The sequence below is a fragment of the Leisingera sp. SA32 genome (assembly GCF_056033425.1).
The window spans coordinates 45,428-67,085 of sequence record NZ_JBVYHB010000008.1; the positions used below are offsets into that span (position 1 = coordinate 45,428).

Genomic DNA, 21,658 nt, shown 5'->3' on the forward strand with positions numbered 1-21,658 from the left:
GCGCCCCCCCGTCTCTCTGGGTGCGTTACGGCAGGCCCCTAGCGAATGGGCGCAAACCGGGCGTTTTCCAAGGTGCAATCGCGGATCACGTCGCGGCCACAGGGCACCGGCTTCAGCGATTTGGACAGGCAGATCCGTGCCTCCTGAATGGCGCCGTCGCGGCAGGTGATGGTCACGCTGTCGCGGGTCAGGTCTGGATTGGCCTTGAGGAAGGCCTCCTCCACCAGCGAAGCGGGCAGGGTCACAGGCTTGTCCAGCTTGCGAAAGATTGCCGGTCGGGTGACACCCGCATACGCTTCGCGCATCAGCGCGTAGTAGTCCCCCGCGCTGAGACCCGCGCAGGTGCCGTGCTTCTTCCACTGGTGCCAGGCCAGGCCGGGGCTGCCCATGATGTCGGCCATTTCGCGGCTCATGGCGCGGCTGGGCGGTGCGACGGCGGTGCGGCAATAGCTGGGCCAACCGCGGTGGAACTGGGGCCACAGCCCGTGCAGCGTCCAGCCGTGATCGTGGCGCGGGTCGCACTGGTCGGCCTTGCGCGCGTCGCCCTCCTGGGCGCACCAATTGGGCGACCAGCTGAGCGCCAGCACGTAATAGTCGAACGCGCCCGCAGGTTCACCATCGGCGGCGGCGGGCGCTGCCAGGCTGGCGAGCAGGGCGGTTAGCGCCCAGAACAACTTCGGCATTGGCCTCTTTCCTTATGCGTCGATGCCGACTATATAGGCCTGAAGTTCCCCGACAACGGAAACCTGCCCCGCCCGCCGGGGACGCCATTTCAGGCGGCGGGAGAGTTGTACCCGGGGATCAGGTGTTACGAAGGAGATGAGCACATGGCAAAACCGTTGATGGCCAAGGCAACCGCCGTGTGGCTGGTGGACAATACCACGATCAGCTTCAAGCAGATCGCCGATTTCGTGGGCATGCACGAGCTGGAGATTCAGGGCATCGCCGATGGCGAAGTGGCGGTGGGCGTCAAGGGTTTTGACCCGGTGGCCAACAGCCAGCTGACCCAGGACGAGATCGACAAGGCGCAGGCCAATCCGCTGCACAGGCTGAAGCTCAAGTTCAACCCGGCTGCGGCCGGCGAGGAAAAGCGCCGCGGCCCGCGCTATACGCCGCTGTCCAAACGCCAGGACCGGCCCAACTCGATCCTGTGGCTGGTCAAGTTCCACCCGGAGCTGACCGACGCCCAGATCGCCAAGCTGGTGGGCACCACCAAGCCGACCATCCAGTCGATCCGCGAGCGCACCCACTGGAACATCGCCAACATGCAGCCGATCGATCCGGTGGCGCTGGGTCTTTGCAAGCAGTCCGAGCTGGACACCGCCGTGCAGAAGGCCGCCGCCAAGAAGGCCGCGGAGGGCGGCGTGATGAGCGACGACGAGCGCCGCAAGCTGGTGTCGACCGAACAGTCGCTGGAGATGGAGGCAGAGCCGAAGATTCCGACCGCCATCGAAGGTCTGGAGACCTTTACTCTGGGCGGTGGCAGTGCTGGCGATGCGGACAAGAAGGAAGCCGACATTCTGGACGCGGACAGCTTCTTCAACCTGCCCTCTGATGACGATTCGGATGATGAGGCGGATGAAGAGTCCCGCAGCTGAGCATCGCTGACGCCGTCGCCCGGGGCGACAGCGCCGCCCGCAGGGGCAAACCCATTAAAATGCCGCAGATCCGTTTGTTCGGATCTGCGGCATTTTCGGTTATATCTGGTCCCTGGGGCGGCAGGCTGACCGCCCCCTGACAATCGCCACAGTATGCGATTGCGATCGCGGCATGCCCGGGGATGGGGTTTGCCGCGGGAAGAGGGCCGTCCATTCCGACCGTTGGTGAGTTTGCGTTAAGGTCGGTGTGTTATCGAGTGATGCCAGCAGGCGGGCCGTGCGCCCGGTCTGTGGGGTTGGCAGGAGTGCGGGCGATGAAGACATCAACGGCAGCGTCCCTGGCGGGCGGCAGCGTGGACCCGGAGCGGTTGGCGCTGTTGAGCGGCATTCCGTTTTGCCAGGCGTTGGTGGACCAGTTGGCGCAGGCGTTTGGCGCCGATCTGGTTGCCATCGGCGAACACCGCATCACCGAGGTTGAACGAGTCCGGATGCTGGCCAGCCGCTTTGACGGGCTGCCACTGGGCGATTTCGAATATGAAAGCCGCGACACCCCCTGCGATAACGTGTTGCGCAGCGGCCGACCGCAGGTGATTTCCAGCGGCGTCTCGGAACGTTACCCGCAGGACCCCATGTTCGTTGAGGAAAATATCCAAAGCTATATCGGTGTTGCGCTGCGCCGCGAGGATGGCGAGATGGCGGGCCTCATCCAGGCGGCCTGGCGGCGTGAAATCAGCGCCGAGGTCTGCCATCAGATGGTGGCGGTCATGGAACGTTACGCGCCGCGGCTGGCGGCCGAAGTGTCCGTGGTGCAGAACCTGGCCACGCTGGCGGTTCTGGCCGGCGGCCAGGAAGCAGACAGCCCGCAGGCCGCCTTTCGGCTGCTGGCGGACCAGCTGCAACGGGCCTTCAGAGTGCGCGCGGCCTTCATCTCGGAACGGCTGGACGATGGCTCCGAGACCTATCGCATCCTTGCTTGCTGCAATGGCGGTCGCCAGCTGCCCGCAGGAGACGACGTGCTGGTGCCCTATGAGGGCGCCCCCTGTGCCCATCTGCGCGGCGGCGAGGAATACCGGGTGCCGGGCGGTTTGCGGGCGGCCGGGGACTGGCAGGCGCCGTTTGCCGGGGGCGAGGCGGCGGACGGGGAGGGCTTGGACGCCTATCTCGGGTTCCCGCTGAGCGATGGGGATGGCCGTGTGATCGGTCATTTTGCACTGCTGCACGACCGCGAGCTGAGCCGCCGACGTCTGGGCAGCGGGTTGATTGACCTGTTTTCTGCGCGGATCGGCCTGGAACTGCGCCGCCGCGGCGCCGAACGGCGGCGATTGCTGGCCGAACAGGCGCAGCTGATCGAACACAAGACCCGCAGCCTGGGCCATCTGGCGGGCACCATCGCGCATGAGTTCAACAACGTTCTGGCCTCGATGCAGGGGCGCACCGAGCTGGCGCTGGCGTTTCTTGGCGGCGGCCACCCGGCAGAGCCGCATGTCGAGGCGGTCGAGGACGGGTTGCAGGCCGCGACGGTTCTGGTGCGGCAGCTGCTGATGTACGCCAAGCGCGGATGCAACCAGGAGCAGGCACCTTGCGATCTGAACGCGGTGGTGCGGGCCACTCTTGGCCATGCACCGCGGGTGCCGGGCCAGGGGGGGCGGCTGGAGCTGGATCTCGCGGCGGGGGTTCTGGCCGGGCGGATGGACCAGGCACAGGTCGCGCAACTGCTGAATGATCTGGTCTGCAACGGCATGGAGGCGATCGGCGCGCAGGCGGGCACGGTGACCGTCACCACCCGCCGGTGCCGCCCCGGCCCGCAGGAGCGTCGCAGGCTGCTGAAGGGGGGCGAAGTGCTGACTGGTGGCGAATGCCTGCTGCTGGAGGTGCGCGACACCGGCTGCGGTATGGCGCCGGACTCGGTGACGCGGATCTTTGACCCGTTTTACAGCACCAAGCCAGCCAGCCGCGGGCTGGGACTGGCGGCGGTTCTGGGCGTGGTCAGCCGCCATGAGGCAGCATTGGCCGTCGAGAGCGTGCCGGGCCAGGGCAGCGTGTTCCGCCTGTATTTCCCGGCCTGCGACGCGGCGCAGCTGCCACCGCAGGGGGCGGCCGTGACAGAGCCGCGGGACAGCACCTCCCGTCGCAGCCGAATTCTGGTGGTGGATGATGAGGAAACCGTGCGCCGGGCCGTGGCCGGGCTGCTGCAGTTGCGCGGCTGCGAGGTGGCCCAGGCCGATGGCTATGACGCGGCGCTGTCGATGCTGGGCAGCGGCGGGCCGTTTGACGGGGCGGTGATCGACATGAACATGCCGGGCCGCAGCGGCTGGGAGACCCTGTCGCAGCTGCGCGCCGCGCAGCCGGGGCTGAGCGCGGTGATGATGAGCGGCTTTGCCATCAGCGCTGCCGATGCGGGCTATCCGGCGCTTGCCGATGTACAGGTGCTTGACAAACCCTTTACCAAGGAAAAACTGTACCGGGCCGTGTTCCGCTGAGCGGTGGCCACGGGGAGGCGGCGGAGCGGTGCAATTTGCCGCGGCCCTAAGCCATGCAGGACTGTTCTGCACCCCGGCGCCTCTGCGTGGCTGACGCGCCGGGGCGGCTTCAGATTTCCTTGCGCGCGCGCAGCGCGGCGGAGATGGTGCCATCGTCGAGGTAATCCAGCTCGCCGCCGATTGGCACGCCCTGCGCCAGCGAGGTCAGCTTGACCTGCCCCTGCAATTGATCGGCGATGTAGTGGGCGGTGGTCTGGCCGTCGATGGTGGCATTCAGCGCCAGGATCACCTCGGTGATGCTTTCGCTCGCCACCCGGTCGACCAGCCGCGGGATGCGCAGATCCTCCGGCCCGACCGCGTCCAGCGCAGACAACGTGCCGCCCAGCACGTGATAGCGGCCCTTGAACACCATGGCGCGCTCCATCGCCCAGAGGTCGGAGACATCCTCCACCACGCAGAGCTCACCATTGCCGCGGTCTTCATCGGTGCAGAGCTCGCAAATTTCGCTGGTGCCGATATTGCCGCAGTTCAGGCATTCGCGGGCGGTGGCGGCGACCTCTGTCATGGTTTCCGCCAGCGGCGTCAGCAGATGGCCGCGCTTGCGGATCAGATGTAGCACCGCGCGGCGCGCCGAACGTGGCCCCAGCCCCGGCAGCTTGGCCATCAGGGCAATCAGGTCTTCGATGTCGCTGGTGGAGTTACGGATCATGTGCGCGGGCCTTTGTGCTGCCTGCCATATAGGCTGATGGGACCGGGGGAGCGCAAGGGCCGGGCGGCAAAATGTTCGGGCTTTGTTTTGATGCGGACCACGCAAAAAGGCGGCCCGGTCAGGCCGCCTTGCAAGCTGGGGTCGTCCCGGCGATTGCCTCAGAACGGCAGCTTGATGTCCTTGGGCAGGCCCATGCTTTCGGTCAGCTTGGCCATTTCTTCCTGCGCCTTTTCCGCCGCCTTGGCCTGGGCATCCTTGATCGCGGCCAGGATCAGGTCTTCGACCACTTCCTTGTCGTCGCCGTTAAAGATCGAGGGGTCGATGTCCAGCCCCTTGAGGTCGCCCTTGGCCGAGGCGGTGGCCTTGACCAGGCCCGCGCCTGCTTCGCCGGTGACCATGACGTTGTGCAGCTCTTCCTGCATCTCGGCCATTTTGGTTTGCAGTTCCTGCGCCGATTTCATCATCTTGGCCATGTCGCCAAGACCGCCGAGGCCTTTGAGCATGTGATTTCTCCTGAGAAGTCCGATTTGCAAGGGTAGATACGGGTGCGTGCTGCGCGAAACAAGAGGCAGCTTTTGCAACCGCCCTGACGGTGGCCTGACATCCGCGCTGCGGGTGTCGGGCCGACGCGCGGATGTCAGCCCTCCTCGAAGGGGTCCCACTCGTCCTCGACCTCCGGCAGGGCTTCGGCGGCGACTTCGGCCGCCAGTTCCTGCGGCGTGCGGATGCGGGTGATCTTGGCCTTGGGGAAACTGGTCAGCACCGCCTGCACCAGCGGATGCGCGCTGGCTTCCTCGCGCAGGGCGTTTTCGGCGGCGTTCTCGCGCTCGCTGATGGTTTCGCCACCGCCTTCGCTGACGATCGAGAACAACCAGTTGTAATGGGTCCAGGCCTTGAGCTGTTCGCTGAGGCGCTTGGTCAGGTCGCGCGGGGCGTCATCGGTGAGCTGAAAGGTGATCCGCCCCGGCTGATAGGCCACCAGCCGCACGTAGCTTTTGACATATTCCAGCAACAACCCGTCGCGGCGGCTGCGGATCAGCTCGACCACGTGTTCGAACGTGGGATAGCGGGCCAGCGCGGCATCCGCCTGCGGGGCCAGCGCGGCCATGGTGCCGCCGCCGCCATGGGCGACCGGGCCGCCGCCGGGACCGGCAGGCGGGCCGCCGGGCTGATCGTAGCCGACCTGCGGACCGGGATCGCCGCCACCCAGGGTCGGCCCCCCCATGCCCTGCATGGGCATGCCGCCGCCGGGGCCGTTTGGTGGCGAGGGCGGCGGGGTGGCGTCTTTCAGCTTGCGCACCAGTTCTTCGGGTGTGGGCAGATCGGCGACGTGGGTCAGGCGGATCACCGCCATTTCCGCCGCCATCATCGCATTGGGCGCGGCGGCGACTTCTTCCAGCGCCTTCAGCAGCAGCTGCCACATCCGGGTCAGCACCCGCATGTGCAGCGCCTCGGCCATGGCCTGGCCGCGGGCGCGTTCATCCGGGCCGACGGTGGGATCTTCGGCCGCGTCGGGCGTGATCTTGACCACCGACACCCAATGGGTGATTTCCGCCAGGTCGCGCAGCACCGCCAGCGGGTCGGCGCCCTCGGCGTACTGGCCGCTGAGTTCGGTCAGCGCGGCCGCCGCGTCGCCGCGCAGGATCATGTCCATCAGGTCCAGAACCCGGCCGCGATCGGCCAGGCCCAGCATGGCGCGGACCTGATCGGCGGTGGTCTCTCCGGCCCCGTGCGAGATCGCCTGATCCAGCAGCGAGGTCGCGTCGCGGGCCGACCCTTCGGCGGCGCGGGTGATGAGCGCTAGCGCGTCATCGGCGATTTCCGCCCCTTCGGCGGTGGCGATCCTGCGCAGCAGCGCGATCATCACCTCAGGTTCGATCCGGCGCAGGTCAAACCGCTGGCAGCGCGACAGCACGGTGACCGGCACCTTGCGGATCTCGGTGGTGGCAAAGATGAACTTCACATGCGCGGGGGGTTCTTCAAGTGTCTTCAGCAGCGCGTTGAACGCACTGGTGGACAGCATGTGGACCTCATCGATGATGTAGATCTTGTAGCGCGCGGAGGCGGCGCGGTACTGCACCGAGTCGATGATCTCGCGGATGTCGCCCACGCCGGTGCGGGAGGCGGCGTCCATTTCCATGACGTCGACATGGCGGCCTTCCATGATCGCCACGCAGTGTTCGCATTTGCCGCAAGGATCGGTGGTGGGGCCGCCGGTGCCATCCGCGCCGATGCAGTTCATGCCCTTGGCGATGATCCGCGCCGTGGTGGTTTTGCCGGTGCCGCGGATGCCGGTCATGATGAAGGCTTGGGCGATACGGTCGGCGGCAAAGGCGTTCTTGAGCGTGCGCACCATCGCGTCCTGGCCGACCAGGTCGGCAAAGGTCTCGGGCCGGTATTTGCGGGCCAGAACCTGGTAGTGGGATTGGCCGGTTTCGCCGGGGGTGCCGCTGGGGGTGTCGCTCATGTTCTCTCGTGCCGGATTCGGATTGATTGCGCCGCGTGTCGCGCAGGGTATTGAAGCGCGCCGGGTTCGTCCACCGCAGAAGCCGCGTGCGCAGGCGGTGTGAAAACCTTTTGGGAAATGCGGCAGATAGGGGTAGAATCGCCGGGCAGGCCTCGGGTGGGATCGGGGGGCGGCGCGCACAGGCAAGGAGGCGCTATGCGACCTGACGACCCCTTTGGCGAGACGGTGCCGGTGACCCCCGCGGTTGCCAAAGCGCCGCAGCCAGCAAATTCACCACAGCCAGTCAATCTGACGATCCATGCTCTGCCGGTGGCAGGGGGGCAGCTGGCGCTGTGCCCGCTGCCGGGGCGGGGCGGCGATTACGCCGGTGACCTGGCGCGGATCAATGCCTGGAAGGCGGGCCTTGTGCTCTCGATGACCACGGACGCGGAGCACGCCGCCGTGGGCGGGCCGCGGCTGGGGGCAGACCTGCAAGGCATGGCCTGCCGCTGGATTCACCTGCCGGTGGCAGATTTTGAGACGCCGTCGAAGCGGGTGGCGCTGAAGTGGCCGACCGCCAGCCGCAAGGCGCGGCGGGCGCTGGCGGGTGGCGGCCGGGTGTTGGTGCATTGCCGGGGCGGCTGCGGGCGGTCCGGCATGGCGGTGCTGCGGTTGATGATCGAAGCGGGCGAGCCGCCGGCCCAGGCGCTGGCGCGGCTGCGCGCGGTGCGCCCCTGTGCGGTCGAAACTCAGGCACAGATGGAATGGGCCTATGCGCATCGTCAGGCGCGTCCCAGGTCCAGCTGAACGGTCGCTGGCGCCGCGCGGGGCGGGTCTGTTCAGCGCTGGGGCGTATATGCACGGCGCTCTACGGGATGGCGGGTCTGGGCAGCGCCTCGACCAGGGCGCAGGGGCGCGTCGTCACCGCAGCGGCGGCAAAGCCGCGGTCGCCGGGGTCGAAGATCGCATCGGCAAAGCGGTCCAGTCCGACGCGCGGCGCCTGCGCATCGACGCCGCAATAGACGCGGATGCGGTCATGGCTGGCGGCATATTGCGCCGGGCAGGGGTGTGGGCAGGCATCCAGGACGGTGCTGCCGGTCACCTCAAAATCATCCTGCGTCAGCGGTCGCGCCTGTGTCAGCGCTGCGGCCAGCCGCGTGATCATGCGCTCCGCCGCCGGGCAGGGGCGGCCGAGGTGGGGGCAGTCCGTGGCCGTGTAGCCGTGGGTGTGGTCAGTCCAGTTCATCCATGCGCCCTCCGCGCGGGGGCGGGGGTCAAGGACAGGGAGCGCGACCCTGGCGGGCCACAACCGGGCTGCCGCAGGTGTCAGACCCTGCCCGGACACCCCGTCCGGGTTCGAGTTTCACGTGTAACGGCAGGTCTCCTGACTTGCGGGTCGCTGCTGGTCCGGTCCTTCCCGGCCCCATTGCGGGCCAGTGGGTCTACCGGGGTCGCTCGCCGCTTACAGTTGCGGGGGCAGTTGCGGCCTTGCCCGGCCCAAGGCCAGACGCACCGCATTCCCTTTTCATCCCGGCTGCATGTGCATGCAGCGCGGAAACCATCCTCCCAGCGGTAGCGGCTGCGGCCTTGGCGCGTCAATCGAAAACCTGCATCTCCCGCTGAGCGGGGCAGGCGCAAAAGGACGCAAAGGCGGGCGCTGTGCTGTCAGGTGGGGGTGTCAGGCGGTGTTTTTCAGGCGCGCTTCGGTCAGGCCCGCGAAATCGGCGAGGCGCAGTTTGAAGCGGCGGTTCAGGTTGTTGCGGGCCAGTTTCAGCGATTGCAGCAGCAGCCGCCCGGTCAGCGTGGTTGCCTCCAGCTTCAGCCGCACCGACATGCGGGTGCGTTGCGGAGACAGGGCCAGCAGCTCCACATCCATGCGGCCGTCCAGCCCGCTGCCGACGCCGGTGATTGCCATGAGGGTGACTGGCGCATAGGCATCCAGCGTCAGCCGCGCCTCGCGCTGTTTGCCACGAAAGGAAAAGCCCAGATCCCAGGACAGCCCCGCTTCGGGGTGGGCGATGTCACCGCTGCGCTGCACCTCAATGCCGCGGCGCAGGGCGGAGCGTTCCATCTGCTCGAAGTCGGACAGCGCGCCAAAGACGTCTGCGATGGGTGCTTCAATATCTTCGTTGCCCGTGAATTCCATGCTCGCCTGTCCCGACTGTCTGTTTCGCCTGCCTGTGATACCCTGCCTGCCGACAGGGGGCTGTGCCCCGCTGTGCCTGGTGACAAATATGCGCTTTAGTCCAGCGTGTCCGCAAGCCAGTTCTTCAGCAGAAAATGCGCAATTGCGCCTTTTCTCGCCGGTTGCAGCACGGGGTGTTCTCCGGCGAAGGCCGTCATCATCTCCTGGCGGCTGACCCAGAACGCATCCTCGATCTCTGCTGGATCGATGGTGATGTCGCGGCTCAGCGCCGCGCCGGCGCAGCCGAACATCAGCGACATCGGAAAGGCCCAGGGCTGCGATGCCAGATAGCTGACCGCGCCGACCCGCACGCCGGTCTCCTCCAGGGTTTCGCGGCGCACGGCGGCCTCCAGCGTTTCGCCCGGTTCGACAAACCCCGCCAGCAGGGAGTACATCCCCTCGGGCCAGCCGGGCGAGCGGCCCACCAACACGCTGTCACCGTGGGTGATGAGCATGATGACCACCGGATCGGTGCGCGGGAAATGGGGCGCCTTGCAGGCGGGGCAGACGCGCTGCCAGCCGGCCTGTGAAATATCGCTGGGGGCGCCGCAACAGGCGCAAAACCCGTGGCTGCGGTGCCAGGCCAGCAGTGCTTTGGCGGTTGCTGCGAGCTCAGCCTCCAGCGGGGAAAGAACCGTCATGATCCGGCGCAGTTCGGCAAAGACATGGTCGTTTGGCAGCGCCGGGTGCTGCTGTTCGCTGGCATCGGTGAAGCCGCCCAGAGCCTCCGGGTCCAAGGTTTCGGGCTGCCAGGCGCTGAGATCGCAGGCAAAACGCGGCGCGCCCTGAGGCGTCAGCCCCAGGAACAGCGCCGCATCGCGCAGGGGGGCGACAAGCGGGTGATCGGGGGCGGTCAAGGCCAGCCCTTGCGGCCGCGCGTCGATCCTGGGGCGCCGTGTCAGCGGCTTGCCGCGCCACAGCAGCAGCACGCCGGCCTCCGGCGCGCGCCAGGCCGCGTCCAGCGCTGCCGCATCGGTGCGGATATGGGCCGCGCGGTCCAGGCCGCCGCCGCCAAAGGTCACCTGTTCTGCATGTTTCATAGGGCTCTCCCGGGGCTGGTTGCCCTGTCCTTGCCAGCCTGTCTCGGCGGGTGCCAGCGATGCGCGGCAATCCGGACCTGTCCGGACGGGCCTGTCACCGCAAGGTCACACCCTGCGCGGGTGGCGCCGGGGGGACGCGCTACGGGCCTGGAGAGATGCTGGGTTGAGCCGCGTCGCCGTTGGTTGCTTTGTGGTGGAGCGGGGGGGCAGAAAAATGCGACCCGGACCAAATGGTGCCTTTGCAAATCGTTAAAACGCTGATTCAAATGGGGGCAGAGAAACACGCGAAAAGCGTAGCCAACAGAAGCGGACCAGCAGTGCCGACAGGGGAGCAGACATGACGGATGTGGAGGAAAAGCCTCCCGCCCGGACCACCGGGCGGCTGCGTGTGCTTGCCACCACGGATCTGCACTGCCATCTGCTGGGCCACGATTATTATGCGGACCGGGCGGACCCGGCGATTGGCCTGTCGCGGGTGGCCAGCCTGATCGCCGAGGAGCGCGCCGACGCGGCCGCGCGGGGCGACGCCTGTATCCTGGTCGACAATGGCGACGGGTTTCAGGGCGCACCGCTGGGGGATCTCCAGCCCGGCAGCACGCGTCCGCATCCGCTGTCGGTTGCCTTTGATGTGCTGGATTACGATGCGGTGGGTCTGGGCAACCATGACTTCGACATCGGACTGGAGCGGTTGGCGGCGGTTCTGGCGGATGTGCATTGCCCGGTGCTATGTGCCAATTTGCAGGCGGCCCGGCCGGAGGTCCGCCTGCCCTTTGCGGCCACGGCGGTTCTGGAACGGCGGCTGGACAGCTGCCCGCATCTGCCACCGCTGCGCATCGGGGTGGTGTCGGTGCTGCCGCCGCAGACGTTGGTCTGGGGCGGGCGGGGCCTGCAATGGCAGCTGCGCGCCACCGGCATCGTGGAGACGGCCGCCGAACAAGCCCGGCGGCTGAAGGCGCAGGGCTGTGATCTCGTTCTGGCCCTGGCGCATACCGGTCTTGGCGCAGAGGGCGGTGGCGGTGGCCGCAGCGCCGAGAACGCGCTGGATCAGTTGGCCGCCTTGCCAGCGATTGATGCGCTTGTGGGCGGCCACACCCATCTGACCCTGCCGGATCCCGCGCATCCGCTGGGCAAGCCTGTGGTTATGCCGGGCGCCCACGGCTCTCATCTGGGGGTGATCGAGCTGGAGCTGCGGCACGGCGCCGACGGCTGGCAGCTGGCCTCGGGGAAGGCGCGGCTGCGCCCGGTGGCACAAAAGGGCAGCACGGGTGCGGTGCTGTCGCTGGCCGCCGAGGCGCCGGCGCTGGTGCAGGCCCTGGCGGAGGATCACCAGTGCACCCAGATGCGGATGCGCCAGCCTGCCGGGGCGTCCTCGGTGGCGATGCATTCCTATTTCACCTTCTTTGCGCCAGATCGCGGTTTGGCGCTGGTTGCCGCCGCGCAGGCGGCGGCGGTGCGGCCGCTGCTGGCAGACAGCGCCGCGGGCGCGCTGCCGTTGCTGTCGGCAACAGCGCCGTGTAAATTCGGCGGGCGTGCCGGGCCGCAGTTCTACACCGATATTGACGCCGGTGATCTGAGCGCCCGCAATATCGCGGACTTGCAGATCTTTCCCAATGAACTGCGGGTGGTCACCGTCAGTGGTGGCCAGCTTTTGGACTGGCTGGAGATGTCGGCGGGGCTGTTCAACCGTCTGACACCGGGGCACCGCGGTCAGCTGCTGGCGGATCCCGGCCGCGCGGGGCACAATTTCGACGTGATGTTTGGCCTGCAGTACCGCATCGATCCGACACAGCCGCCCCGGTTTTCCGCCACCGGAGAGCGGATCAACCCGCAGGCGCGGCGGGTCCGCGAGCTGCGCTGGCGCGGCGATCCGGTCGATCCCGAGCAGCGGTTTGCGGTCGCCGCCAACAGTTACCGGGTGCGGGGCGGCGGCAGTTTCCGGATGCTGCGGGAGGCTGAGGAACTGTCGTTGCCACCGGTGCTGATCCGGGATGCGGTGCGCGACTACCTGGAGGGGCGGCTGGGAACGGACCCGCTGGAAGCGGCGCCCTATCCCTGGAAACTGGCGTCGCTGCCTGGCTCCAGCGCGGTTGTGGTCACCGGTCCCGGTGCTGCCCGCCACCTGGGCGAGCTGCCGGATGGGCGGGCGGTGCCACGCGGCTTCAACGCGCAGGGGTTCTGGGAGCTGGAACTGCACCTCTGAACGGCTGGGGGGATGCTCTTGTCATTCCCGGCAGCGCCCCTTATATGGGGATTCGAGAGGTTGGCGCGGGCAAGCGCCTCGCCAACCTGGTCAGGTCCGGAAGGAAGCAGCCACAACGAGCCCCGCTTGGGTCGATGTCCAGCCTCTCACTCAATCCCTCCCCCGCAAGATGCTATGGCTCCGCAGCAGGCGAGGCGTGTGCGGCGCTGGCCGCCAATGCCGCAGGCGGAGGCAGGCTTCTTCTGGCTTTAAATATCCTGGGGTGAATTGGCCGCAAGGCCAAGGGCGTCAAAGCCCCTGCCATTGCGGTCCGGCCATTGCGGTGCCGTCCTTACGGACAGGTCAGAAGCGACCGTTGTTGGCGGGGTAGACGCCCAGGATCTCGACATTGGTGGTGAAATACTTCAGCTCATCCATCGCCAGCTGCACGTTCGGATCCTCGGGGTGGCCCTCGATGTCGGCATAAAACTGGGTTGCGGTGAAGGAGCCGTCGACCATGTAGCTTTCCAGCTTGGTCATGTTGATGCCATTCGTGGCAAAGCCGCCCATCGCCTTGTACAGCGCCGCCGGAATGTTGCGCACCTGAAAGACAAAGCTGGTGAGCATGCTGTGGGCGCCGCGGCGGCGGTAGTCGGGCTCGGGCGACATGATGAGAAAGCGGGTGGTGTTGTCGCCGTTGTCCTCGATGTGGCGTGCCAGCACCTCCAGCCCGTAGATCTCGCCCGCCAGCTCGCTGGCCAGCGCCGCCACGTGTTTGTCGCCGGCCTCGGCCACGTCGCGGGCGGCGCGGGCGTTGTCGGGGCTGACCCGTCCCTGGATGCCGTGTTCGCGCAGGAAGGAGCCGCACTGCGGCAGCAGCACCAGATGCGATTTCGCCTCTCGGATGTCTTCCAGCCGGGCGCCCGGCACCCCGAGGACGTTGATATGCACCCGCACGAAAGCCTCGTCGATGATGTGCAGCCCGCTGTGCGGCAACAGCCGGTGGATGTCGGCGACCCGCCCGTAGGTGGAGTTTTCCACCGGCAGCATGGCCTGTTCCGCCGCGCCGCTTTTGACCGCTGCAATCGCGTCCTCAAAGGTGCGGCAGGGCAGCACGTCCATGTCGTGGCGGGCGTTGCGGCAGGCCTCGTGGCTGTAGGAGCCCAGCTCCCCCTGGATGGCGATCTTGCGGGTCATGGGTGTGTTTCCGGTGCAAAACTTCAACAAATGGGCGTTTCGTCGCGCTGTCTATACCTTGCCACTGGCGAGGGGAAGCCTTAGACACCCCAGCAGACAGCTAAATGGACCCGCGATTCATGTTTGACACAATGACCCTTACCAAAGCGACCGCAGGTTTCTGCGGCGCGTTCCTGGTATTCCTTCTGGGCAAATGGGCCGCAGAAGAACTGTATCACATGGACAGCCACGGAGAGGCTGCCTATGTGATTGAAGTCGCCTCCGCCGATGCCGCGGCCAGCGACGAGCCGGAGGTCAGCTTTGATGAGCTGATGGCCTCGGCTGATGTCGCCAAAGGTGCAAAAGTATTCAAGAAGTGCTCCGCTTGCCACAAGCTGGCAGACGGCGCCAACGCCACGGGTCCGTATCTTTACGGGGTGGTCGGCCGCGATATCGCCTCCGTCTCCGACTTTGGCTATTCCAACGCCCTGACCGCGCTCGGCGGCAAGGCGTGGACGCCGGAAGAGCTGGATGCCTTCCTTGCCAAGCCGTCGGCCTACGCCTCCGGCACCACCATGTCCTTCTCCGGCTTGAAAAAGCAGAAGGACCGGGTGAACCTGATCGCTTATCTGGACGGCCTGGACGGCTGATCCGCCGCTGTCCCAGCTATCTGAAAAAGCCGCTGCCCGGTGCAGCGGCTTTTTGCTGTTTGGGGCCGTGGTCGGGCCAAGGGGGCTGGCTGCGGTCGCGCGCGAGGGCTCTTGTCCTCTTTGTGACGATGGCCGGGGGAAAATCCGCCAATCTCAACTTGAAAGTGACCACGGCCGGACATTAGCTTGGGAAGTCAGAAAACTCCGGCGGCAGGCACCGGGCAACAGGAGGTCAAGGCAGATGAAAACGGCTCAGGCTGTGGCGCAGGCGCGCGCAAAGGAACGGGCACATCCGATGCAGGCAGCGGCAGCGCTGGCACTGGGACTGATCCTGGCACTGGCTGCGGCGACGCTGGCGCGGGCGCAGGACAAGGTCATCACCAGCCACGGCTATTCCTATTTCGGAAACCTCGATTATCCGCAGGATTTTGAGCATTTTTCCTATGTGAACCCTGATGCGCCCAAGGGTGGCGAGATCTCGCTAGGGGCCTCGGGAACCTTCGACTCGCTCAACCCCTATTCGCGCAAAGGCCGCGCGGGGGCCCTGACTTCGATCCAGTATGACAGCCTGCTGATCAGTTCCGATGATTCCGTCGGCCAGTACTACGGGCTGCTGGCCGAAAGCCTGGAATACGACGAGGGCCGCAACTATGTGATCTTCCACATGCGCCCCGAGGCGCGGTTCTGGGACGGCACGCCGGTGACCGCCCATGACGTGGTCTACAGCCACAAGCTGTTCATCACCCAGGGGTTGCCGTCCTATGCGCAGGCGGTGGGCCATATGGTGACCAGCGCCGAGGCGCTGGATGATCTGACAGTGAAATTCACCTTTCATCCCGAGGTCAGCCGCCGCAGCCTGATCGAAACGGTTGGCAACACCACCGTGTTTTCCAAGGCCTGGTTCGAGGAAGACCCCGAGAACCGCCGCCTGGACGAGCCGCGGCTGGAAGTGGCGGTCGGTTCCGGCCCCTACAAGCTGGAGAGCTATGACGTAAACCGCCGCATCGTCTATGCCCGCCGCGATGACTACTGGGCCAAGGATCTGCCGGTGAACCGCGGACGCCACAACTATGACCGTATCCGGGTCGAGTATTTTGCCGATCAGACTGCGGCGTTCGAGGCGTTCAAGGCCGGCGAATACACCTTCCGGCAGGAAACCGATGCCAAGCGCTGGGCGTCAGGCTATGATTTTCCGAAACTGGAAAACGGCAGTGTCGTGCGGGATGAGATCCCCGACGGCAGCCCGCCGTCGCCGTCCGGTTTTGTGTTCAACCTGGCCAAGCCGCAGCTGAAGGACAAATCCGTGCGCCAGGCGCTGGCGCTGGCGTTCAACTTCGAGTGGGTGAATGAATCGCTCTTGTTCGGCCTTAGCACGCAGCGGGATTCCTTTGTCGAGGGGACCCATCTGGAGGCAACGGGCGTGCCCAAGGGGGCAGAGCTGACGTTTTTGCAGAGCCTGGGCGATGTGGTCCCGGCCGAGGTGCTGGAGAACGAGCCCGTCACCACCCATACCTCCAAACCCGACCGGCTGAATGATCGGCGCAACCTGCGCAAGGCGTCGCAGATGCTGGATGCAGCAGGCTGGCCTGTGGGCGACGGCGCGCTGCGGCGCAATGCACAGGGGCGGACGCTGAAGGTAAACATCCCCTACGCGTCGAACATGACTGGCTCCGTTGCCACCATGATCGAGACCTACGTGCAGAACCTGCAGGCCATCGGCGTCGATGCCACGGCCGAGAAGATCGATCCGGCCCAGTTCACCCTGCGCAGCCGCGAGCGGGACTATGACATGCTCTATACCGACCGCTACGGCGCGTTTCTGACCACCGGCGGCGGGCTGACGCAGATGTATGGCTCCAAGGAGGCGGAGTTCAGCCTGTTCAACCCCTCAGGGCTGGCCAGCCCGCTGGTGGACGCGATCCTGGAAGGGTCGTTTGACACCACAAACCAGGCAGAGCAGGACGCGGCGCTGATGGCGCTGGACCGGGCGCTGCGCTATGAGTTCTTTGTGGTGCCGGACGGGTATGTTGCGGAATACTGGACTGCCTACTACGATATGTATGCCTATCCCGAAAATCTGCCGCCTTTTGCCTTGGGCTATTTGGACCTGTGGTGGGTTGATCCCGAACGCGAAGCGGCGCTGAAAGCGTCCGGCGCGCTGAGGTAACCCCCGGCCATGGCAGCCTATATCCTTCGACGCCTGCTTTTGGTGATCCCGACGCTGTTCGGCATCATGGTGGTGAACTTCGTGCTGGTGCAATTTGTGCCCGGCGGCCCGATCGAGCAGATCATCGCCCAGCAGCAGGGGGCTGGCGACGTGTTTGAGGGCTTTGCCGGCGGCGGTGGCGCAGAGATCGAGGCGGGCGGCGGCGGGGTCGACCGCTACGCGGGGGCCCAGGGGTTGCCCAAGGAGTTCATCGAGGAGCTGGAGCGCGAGTTCGGCTTTGACAAGCCACCGCTGGAACGATTTCTGAACATGCTGTGGAACTATGCCCAGTTCGATTTCGGAGAGAGCTATTTCCGCAAGATCGAAGTGATCGACCTGGTGCTGGAAAAGATGCCGGTCTCGGTTTCCCTGGGGCTGTGGTCAACGCTGATTGCCTATATGATCTCGATCCCGATGGGCATCCGCAAGGCGCTATGGGATGGATCACGGTTTGACACCTGGACCAGCGGCGTGATCATCGCGGCCTATGCGATCCCGTCGTTCCTGTTTGCGATCATGCTCTTGGTGCTGTTTGCTGGCGGCTCCTACTGGCAGATCTTTCCCTTGCGCGGGCTGACCTCCGACAACTGGGAGGATCTGAGCCTGCTGGGCAAGGTTGCCGACTATTTCTGGCACATTGCGCTGCCGGTGCTGGCCTCGACCATCGGGGCCTTTGCGACACTGACACTGCTGACCAAGAACTCCTTTCTGGACGAGATCAAGAAGCAATATGTGATGACCGCCCGCGCCAAGGGGCTGAGCGAGAACCGGGTTCTGTATGGCCATGTGTTTCGCAACGCGATGCTGATCGTGATCGCGGGCTTTCCCTCCGTGTTCATTGGTATCTTCTTTTCCGGCTCGTTGATTATCGAGACGATCTTCTCGCTCGACGGTCTGGGCCGTTTGGGGTTTGAGGCGGCGGTGGCGCGGGATTATCCGGTGATCTTTGGCACCCTGTTCATCTTTGGCCTGATGAGCCTGGTGGTCGGCATCATTTCGGACCTGATGTATGTGCTGGTCGATCCGCGCATCGACTTTGAAAAGCGGGAGGGCTGAGGCATGGCACTGTCCCCTCTGAACCAGCGTCGCTGGAACAATTTCCGCAAGAACAAGCGGGCCTACTGGTCGCTGATCCTGTTTTCGGTTTTGTTCACGCTGTCGCTGTTCGCCGATTTCCTTGCCAATGAGAAACCGATCCTCGCCAGCTACCGCGGTGAGCTGTACGCGCCGATCTTCAAGTTCTACCCCGAGACCGAATTCGGCGGCGATTTCCAGACCGAGGCGCCCTACCGCGACCCGGAGGTGGAGTGTCTGATCCGCTCTGGCGGCATCGAGGACTGCTTTGACGATCCCGAGGGCATTCTGGAGCAGATCGACGCGGGCACCTATGCGGCCGAAGGCTTTTACGAAGGCTGGACGCTGTGGCCGCCGATCCCCTACAGCTACAACACCTCTGTCGACCGCCCCGGTGCGGCCCCCTTGCCGCCCAACAGCCAGAACTGGCTGGGCACCGATGACACCAAGCGCGACGTGCTGGCGCGGGTGATCCATGGCTTCCGCCTGTCGATCCTGTTCACCCTGATCGTCACCGGTGCGGCGACGGTGCTGGGCATCATCGCAGGCGCGGTGCAGGGCTATTTCGGCGGCTGGCTCGACCTGATCTTCCAGCGTGCGATCGAGATCTGGAGCGCAACGCCGACGCTCTATGTCATCATCATTATGTTCGCGGTGCTGGGGCGCGGTTTCTGGCTCCTAGTGTTCCTGATGGTGCTGTTCGGCTGGACCGCGCTGGTGGGCGTGGTGCGGGCCGAGTTCCTGCGCGCGCGCAACCTGGAATACGTGCGCGCCGCCAAGGCGCTGGGGGTCGGCAACATGACGATCATGTTCCGCCACATGCTGCCCAACGCGATGGTGGCGACGCTGACGATGATGCCTTTCATCGTCACCGGCACGATCTCGTCGCTGGCGGGGCTGGATTTCCTCGGCTTTGGCCTGCCGTCCTCGGCGCCCAGCTTGGGTGAGATGACCTTGCAGGCCAAGCAGAACCTGCAAGCGCCCTGGCTGGCCTTCACCGCCTTCTTTACCTTTGCGATCATGCTGTCGCTGTTGGTGTTCATCTTTGAGGGCGTGCGCGATGCCTTTGATCCGCGGAAGACGTTTTCATGAGAGTGCAGAACACTAGGGTCGCCCCCCGCCCTGGGGGGCGGGTCGGGGGTGATCCGGGCTGCTGCGCAACCCGGATAGTATTTTGTGGTGCTAACTCAGAAATTGGGACGCGTTCATGACCTCCACAACTTCCCCCCTTCTGAACGTCCGCGATCTGCGCGTCTCCTTCCGGCAGGACGGCAAGGTGACCGAAGCTGTGCGCGGGGTTTCCTTCTCGGTCGGTCGCAGTGAGACCGTGGCGCTGGTGGGCGAGAGCGGCTCCGGCAAATCGGTCTCGGCGCTCTCCACGGTGTCGCTGCTGGGCGACAGCGCCATGGTCGAAGGCTCAGTCACCTATGACGGGCACGAGATGGTCGGCGCGGATGAGAAACACCTGATGCAGGTGCGCGGCAATGACATCAGCTTCATCTTCCAGGAGCCGATGACGTCGCTGAACCCCTTGCACACGATTGAGCGCCAGCTGGCGGAATCGCTGGCGCTGCACCAGGGGCTGACGGGCCGGGCCGCGCGCGACCGCATTCTGGAACTGATGGACAAGGTCGGCATCCGCGATGCGGAAAACCGGCTGTCCGCCTATCCGCACCAGTTGTCGGGCGGGCAGCGGCAGCGGGTGATGATTGCGATGGCGTTGGCCAACAAGCCCGACATCCTGATCGCCGATGAACCCACCACCGCGCTGGATGTGACCATTCAGGCGCAGATCCTTGATCTGCTGGCAGAGCTGAAGGCCAGCGAGGGCATGGGGCTGTTGTTCATCACCCATGATCTGGGCGTGGTTCGCCGCATTGCAGACCGGGTCTGCGTGATGAAGGATGGCGAGATCGTCGAGGAAGGTCCGGCGGCAGAGATCTTTGCCAACCCGCAGCACCCCTATACGCGGAAACTGCTGGCGGCGGAGCCGTCGGGCCAGCCGCAGCCAGTCGCGGCGGACGCACAGGAACTGGTCGCCGCCCGGGATCTCAAGGTCTGGTTCCCGATCCAGCGCGGGCTGTTGAAACGCACGGTCGGCCACATCAAGGCGGTGAACCCGATGTCGCTGTCGGTGCGGGCAGGGGAAACGCTGGGCATCGTGGGCGAGAGCGGCTCTGGCAAGACCACGCTGGCGCTGGCGATCATGCGGCTGATTGCATCGGAGGGCGCGGTCACATTTTGCGGCCAGGACCTGCGCAAATGGTCCACGCGCGAATTGCGTAAACTGCGCAAGGACATGCAGATCGTGTTTCAGGATCCCTTTGGCTCGCTCAGCCCGCGGATGACCTGTGCGCAGATCATCGCCGAGGGGCTGGCCATTCACAAGGTCGACCAGCACCGCAAACCGCGCGAGCTGGTGGCCGAGGTGATGCACGAAGTCGGGCTGGATCCGGCGTCGATGGACCGCTACCCGCATGAGTTCTCTGGCGGCCAGCGGCAGCGCATCGCCATCGCGCGCGCCATGGTGCTGCGCCCGAAACTGGTGGTGCTGGATGAGCCGACCTCGGCGCTGGACATGACGGTGCAGGTGCAGATCGTCGATCTGCTGCGCGATTTGCAGATGCGCTACGGGCTGGGGTATCTGTTCATCAGCCATGATCTGAACGTTGTGCGGGCGATGTCACACAGCGTGGTGGTGATGAACCAGGGCGATGTGGTCGAGGCCGGCCCGGCGGCGCAGCTGTTCGCCAACCCGCAGGCGGAGTACACCCGCAAGCTTCTGGCCGCCGCCGGGAGTTGATGCGCAGCGCCGTGCGGACTGCGGCAGCAGAGCGCAGGGCGTGGCTGGTACTATTTCGGGCCGCGTTGATTGAGCTTTACCGCTGTATCCACTAGGTTGCGGGGGACCGGCCAAGGAATGCCCTGACCCAGCCCATATGGGGATCCTCTCATGAATGTACCCGCCCTGTCCCAGTTCAGATGCGCAGACTGTCCGATCCGTCACCGTGCCGTTTGTGCCCGCTGCGACACCGAGGAGCTGGCGGCACTGGATGCCATCAAGTATTATCGCAGCTTTGAGGCCGGTCAGCCGGTCATCTGGTCGGGCGATCAGATGAACTTTGTCGGCTCGGTGGTCACCGGGATCGCCTCGCTCACCCAGACGATGGAAGACGGGCGCACCCAGATGGTGGGGCTGCTGCTGCCCAGCGATTTCGTCGGCCGACCGGGCCGCGAGGGGGCGGCCTATGACGTGGTGGCAACCACGGATCTGGTGATGTGTTGTTTCCGCAAGAAACCATTCGAAGAGTTGATGGAGCGCACACCACATATCGCCCATCGCCTGCTGGAGATGACGTTGGACGAGCTGGACGCGGCGCGCGAATGGATGCTGGTTCTTGGCCGCAAGACGGCGCGTGAGAAGATTGCCAGCCTGCTGGCGATCATCGCCCGGCGCGACGCGGCGCTATTGCCGGGTGGCAGCAGTGCAACGGCAGAATTCGACCTGCCGCTGACCCGCGAGGCGATGGCAGATTATCTCGGTCTTACACTGGAGACCGTCAGCCGCCAGGTCTCGGCGCTCAAGCGGGACGGTGTGATCCGATTGGAAGGCAAGCGCCATGTCACGGTGCCGGACATGGGGCGACTGCTGGACGAAGCCGGCGACGACAGCGAAGGCGATCGCCTGGGCTGAGCCGCGTCAGGCGTCGCTGTGCCGACCGTAGCGCACCTCGGCTGCGAGGTGCTGCCATCAGCGCGCGCATTGGTTGTTATCGCAAACGCAAACCTCAAACCGACCGCGGCTCCCGCGCCTGCGCTTGCCCGGCTGTGCCGGACCGGCTGGCAGTCTTGGGCGTGGGAACACAAAAAAAGAGTACACCCAAAAAAGGGAGAGCTTTTTTCCCCAAAAAAAGA

At 65.6% G+C, this 21,658-nt stretch carries 18 protein-coding genes, 1 other RNA gene and 1 riboswitch; of the genes, 11 read left to right on the forward strand and 8 right to left on the reverse strand.

Features of this window, described 5'->3' with window-relative positions; all coding sequences use genetic code 11:
* Positions 1–38: 38 nt before the first annotated feature.
* Complete coding sequence (locus AC0IPL_RS12875) at positions 39–683, reverse strand: ribonuclease T2 family protein (RefSeq protein ID WP_474274920.1); 645 nt, start codon at positions 681–683, stop codon at positions 39–41.
* 144 nt (positions 684–827) lie between these two features.
* Between AC0IPL_RS12875 and AC0IPL_RS12880 the strand changes: the two genes are divergently transcribed.
* Together AC0IPL_RS12880 and AC0IPL_RS12885 are read left to right on the forward strand one after the other, a co-directional pair.
* Positions 828–1,598: a DUF1013 domain-containing protein gene (locus AC0IPL_RS12880; protein WP_474274921.1), complete on the forward strand. Its 771-nt coding sequence runs from the start codon at positions 828–830 to the stop codon at positions 1,596–1,598.
* Between the two features lie 314 nt (positions 1,599–1,912).
* Positions 1,913–4,078: a response regulator gene (locus tag AC0IPL_RS12885; protein ID WP_474274922.1), complete on the forward strand. Its 2,166-nt coding sequence runs from the start codon at positions 1,913–1,915 to the stop codon at positions 4,076–4,078.
* A 109-nt stretch (positions 4,079–4,187) separates the two neighbouring features.
* Here the strand turns inward: AC0IPL_RS12885 and recR are convergent, their stop codons facing one another.
* The 3 genes from recR to AC0IPL_RS12900 form a co-directional block, all read right to left on the reverse strand.
* Positions 4,188–4,787 carry a recombination mediator RecR gene (recR, locus tag AC0IPL_RS12890; RefSeq protein ID WP_474274923.1) on the reverse strand — a complete coding sequence of 200 codons (600 nt, stop codon included), beginning with the start codon at positions 4,785–4,787 and terminating at the stop codon, positions 4,188–4,190.
* A 158-nt stretch (positions 4,788–4,945) separates the two neighbouring features.
* Positions 4,946–5,290: a YbaB/EbfC family nucleoid-associated protein gene (locus tag AC0IPL_RS12895; RefSeq protein ID WP_474274924.1), complete on the reverse strand. Its 345-nt coding sequence runs from the start codon at positions 5,288–5,290 to the stop codon at positions 4,946–4,948.
* Positions 5,291–5,424: 134 nt separating this feature from the next.
* Positions 5,425–7,254 carry a DNA polymerase III subunit gamma/tau gene (locus tag AC0IPL_RS12900; RefSeq protein ID WP_474274925.1) on the reverse strand — a complete coding sequence of 610 codons (1,830 nt, stop codon included), beginning with the start codon at positions 7,252–7,254 and terminating at the stop codon, positions 5,425–5,427.
* Positions 7,255–7,449: 195 nt separating this feature from the next.
* Here AC0IPL_RS12900 and AC0IPL_RS12905 point away from each other — a divergent pair, with 195 nt between their 5' ends.
* Positions 7,450–8,040, forward strand: coding sequence for a protein-tyrosine phosphatase family protein (locus tag AC0IPL_RS12905; protein ID WP_474274926.1), 591 nt, complete (start codon positions 7,450–7,452; stop codon positions 8,038–8,040).
* Between the two features lie 61 nt (positions 8,041–8,101).
* Here the strand turns inward: AC0IPL_RS12905 and AC0IPL_RS12910 are convergent, their stop codons facing one another.
* The 3 genes from AC0IPL_RS12910 to nudC all read right to left on the reverse strand — a co-directional run bounded on the left by AC0IPL_RS12910 (position 8,102) and on the right by nudC (position 10,458).
* Positions 8,102–8,479 (reverse strand): hypothetical protein, encoded by a 378-nt coding sequence (locus tag AC0IPL_RS12910; protein ID WP_474274927.1) that lies wholly within the window; start codon positions 8,477–8,479, stop codon positions 8,102–8,104.
* 111 nt (positions 8,480–8,590) lie between these two features.
* Positions 8,591–8,811, reverse strand: a riboswitch (cobalamin riboswitch).
* A gap of 100 nt (positions 8,812–8,911) precedes the next feature.
* On the reverse strand, positions 8,912–9,379 hold the full coding sequence (locus AC0IPL_RS12915) for an SRPBCC family protein (protein ID WP_474274928.1): 468 nt from the start codon (positions 9,377–9,379) through the stop codon (positions 8,912–8,914).
* 95 nt (positions 9,380–9,474) lie between these two features.
* Positions 9,475–10,458: an NAD(+) diphosphatase gene (gene nudC / locus AC0IPL_RS12920; protein ID WP_474274929.1), complete on the reverse strand. Its 984-nt coding sequence runs from the start codon at positions 10,456–10,458 to the stop codon at positions 9,475–9,477.
* A gap of 337 nt (positions 10,459–10,795) precedes the next feature.
* Between nudC and AC0IPL_RS12925 the strand changes: the two genes are divergently transcribed.
* Complete coding sequence (locus AC0IPL_RS12925) at positions 10,796–12,658, forward strand: 5'-nucleotidase C-terminal domain-containing protein (protein ID WP_474274930.1); 1,863 nt, start codon at positions 10,796–10,798, stop codon at positions 12,656–12,658.
* A 53-nt stretch (positions 12,659–12,711) separates the two neighbouring features.
* Positions 12,712–12,810, forward strand: an RNA gene (gene ffs / locus AC0IPL_RS12930) — signal recognition particle sRNA small type.
* A gap of 190 nt (positions 12,811–13,000) precedes the next feature.
* Here the strand turns inward: ffs and AC0IPL_RS12935 are convergent.
* Positions 13,001–13,834 carry a prephenate dehydratase gene (locus AC0IPL_RS12935; protein WP_474274931.1) on the reverse strand — a complete coding sequence of 278 codons (834 nt, stop codon included), beginning with the start codon at positions 13,832–13,834 and terminating at the stop codon, positions 13,001–13,003.
* Positions 13,835–13,953: 119 nt separating this feature from the next.
* Between AC0IPL_RS12935 and AC0IPL_RS12940 the strand changes: the two genes are divergently transcribed.
* The 6 genes from AC0IPL_RS12940 to fnrL all read left to right on the forward strand — a co-directional run bounded on the left by AC0IPL_RS12940 (position 13,954) and on the right by fnrL (position 21,437).
* Positions 13,954–14,463 (forward strand): c-type cytochrome, encoded by a 510-nt coding sequence (locus tag AC0IPL_RS12940; protein WP_474274932.1) that lies wholly within the window; start codon positions 13,954–13,956, stop codon positions 14,461–14,463.
* A gap of 241 nt (positions 14,464–14,704) precedes the next feature.
* Positions 14,705–16,630: an extracellular solute-binding protein gene (locus AC0IPL_RS12945; RefSeq protein ID WP_474274933.1), complete on the forward strand. Its 1,926-nt coding sequence runs from the start codon at positions 14,705–14,707 to the stop codon at positions 16,628–16,630.
* Between the two features lie 9 nt (positions 16,631–16,639).
* Positions 16,640–17,725, forward strand: coding sequence for a microcin C ABC transporter permease YejB (locus tag AC0IPL_RS12950; protein WP_474274934.1), 1,086 nt, complete (start codon positions 16,640–16,642; stop codon positions 17,723–17,725).
* A gap of 3 nt (positions 17,726–17,728) precedes the next feature.
* Positions 17,729–18,835, forward strand: a complete 1,107-nt coding sequence (locus AC0IPL_RS12955; RefSeq protein ID WP_474274935.1) for an ABC transporter permease — start codon at positions 17,729–17,731, stop codon at positions 18,833–18,835.
* 115 nt (positions 18,836–18,950) lie between these two features.
* A complete protein-coding gene (locus AC0IPL_RS12960; RefSeq protein WP_474274936.1) occupies positions 18,951–20,546 on the forward strand; it encodes an ABC transporter ATP-binding protein in 1,596 nt (531 codons plus the stop codon).
* Positions 20,547–20,696: 150 nt separating this feature from the next.
* Positions 20,697–21,437 (forward strand): transcriptional regulator FnrL, encoded by a 741-nt coding sequence (fnrL, locus tag AC0IPL_RS12965; RefSeq protein WP_474274937.1) that lies wholly within the window; start codon positions 20,697–20,699, stop codon positions 21,435–21,437.
* Positions 21,438–21,658: the final 221 nt, after the last annotated feature.

What these genes read in the sequence shown, in the direction of transcription:
- AC0IPL_RS12875 (WP_474274920.1), bottom strand. Translation starts at nt 683, where the DNA reads ATGCCGAAGTTGTTCTGGGCGCTAACCGCCCTGCTCGCCAGCCTGGCA.
- AC0IPL_RS12880 (WP_474274921.1), top strand. Translation starts at nt 828, where the DNA reads ATGGCAAAACCGTTGATGGCCAAGGCAACCGCCGTGTGGCTGGTGGAC.
- AC0IPL_RS12885 (WP_474274922.1), top strand. Translation starts at nt 1,913, where the DNA reads ATGAAGACATCAACGGCAGCGTCCCTGGCGGGCGGCAGCGTGGACCCG.
- recR (WP_474274923.1), bottom strand. Translation starts at nt 4,787, where the DNA reads ATGATCCGTAACTCCACCAGCGACATCGAAGACCTGATTGCCCTGATG.
- AC0IPL_RS12895 (WP_474274924.1), bottom strand. Translation starts at nt 5,290, where the DNA reads ATGCTCAAAGGCCTCGGCGGTCTTGGCGACATGGCCAAGATGATGAAA.
- AC0IPL_RS12900 (WP_474274925.1), bottom strand. Translation starts at nt 7,254, where the DNA reads ATGAGCGACACCCCCAGCGGCACCCCCGGCGAAACCGGCCAATCCCAC.
- AC0IPL_RS12905 (WP_474274926.1), top strand. Translation starts at nt 7,450, where the DNA reads ATGCGACCTGACGACCCCTTTGGCGAGACGGTGCCGGTGACCCCCGCG.
- AC0IPL_RS12910 (WP_474274927.1), bottom strand. Translation starts at nt 8,479, where the DNA reads ATGAACTGGACTGACCACACCCACGGCTACACGGCCACGGACTGCCCC.
- AC0IPL_RS12915 (WP_474274928.1), bottom strand. Translation starts at nt 9,379, where the DNA reads ATGGAATTCACGGGCAACGAAGATATTGAAGCACCCATCGCAGACGTC.
- nudC (WP_474274929.1), bottom strand. Translation starts at nt 10,458, where the DNA reads ATGAAACATGCAGAACAGGTGACCTTTGGCGGCGGCGGCCTGGACCGC.
- AC0IPL_RS12925 (WP_474274930.1), top strand. Translation starts at nt 10,796, where the DNA reads ATGACGGATGTGGAGGAAAAGCCTCCCGCCCGGACCACCGGGCGGCTG.
- AC0IPL_RS12935 (WP_474274931.1), bottom strand. Translation starts at nt 13,834, where the DNA reads ATGACCCGCAAGATCGCCATCCAGGGGGAGCTGGGCTCCTACAGCCAC.
- AC0IPL_RS12940 (WP_474274932.1), top strand. Translation starts at nt 13,954, where the DNA reads ATGTTTGACACAATGACCCTTACCAAAGCGACCGCAGGTTTCTGCGGC.
- AC0IPL_RS12945 (WP_474274933.1), top strand. Translation starts at nt 14,705, where the DNA reads ATGAAAACGGCTCAGGCTGTGGCGCAGGCGCGCGCAAAGGAACGGGCA.
- AC0IPL_RS12950 (WP_474274934.1), top strand. Translation starts at nt 16,640, where the DNA reads ATGGCAGCCTATATCCTTCGACGCCTGCTTTTGGTGATCCCGACGCTG.
- AC0IPL_RS12955 (WP_474274935.1), top strand. Translation starts at nt 17,729, where the DNA reads ATGGCACTGTCCCCTCTGAACCAGCGTCGCTGGAACAATTTCCGCAAG.
- AC0IPL_RS12960 (WP_474274936.1), top strand. Translation starts at nt 18,951, where the DNA reads ATGACCTCCACAACTTCCCCCCTTCTGAACGTCCGCGATCTGCGCGTC.
- fnrL (WP_474274937.1), top strand. Translation starts at nt 20,697, where the DNA reads ATGAATGTACCCGCCCTGTCCCAGTTCAGATGCGCAGACTGTCCGATC.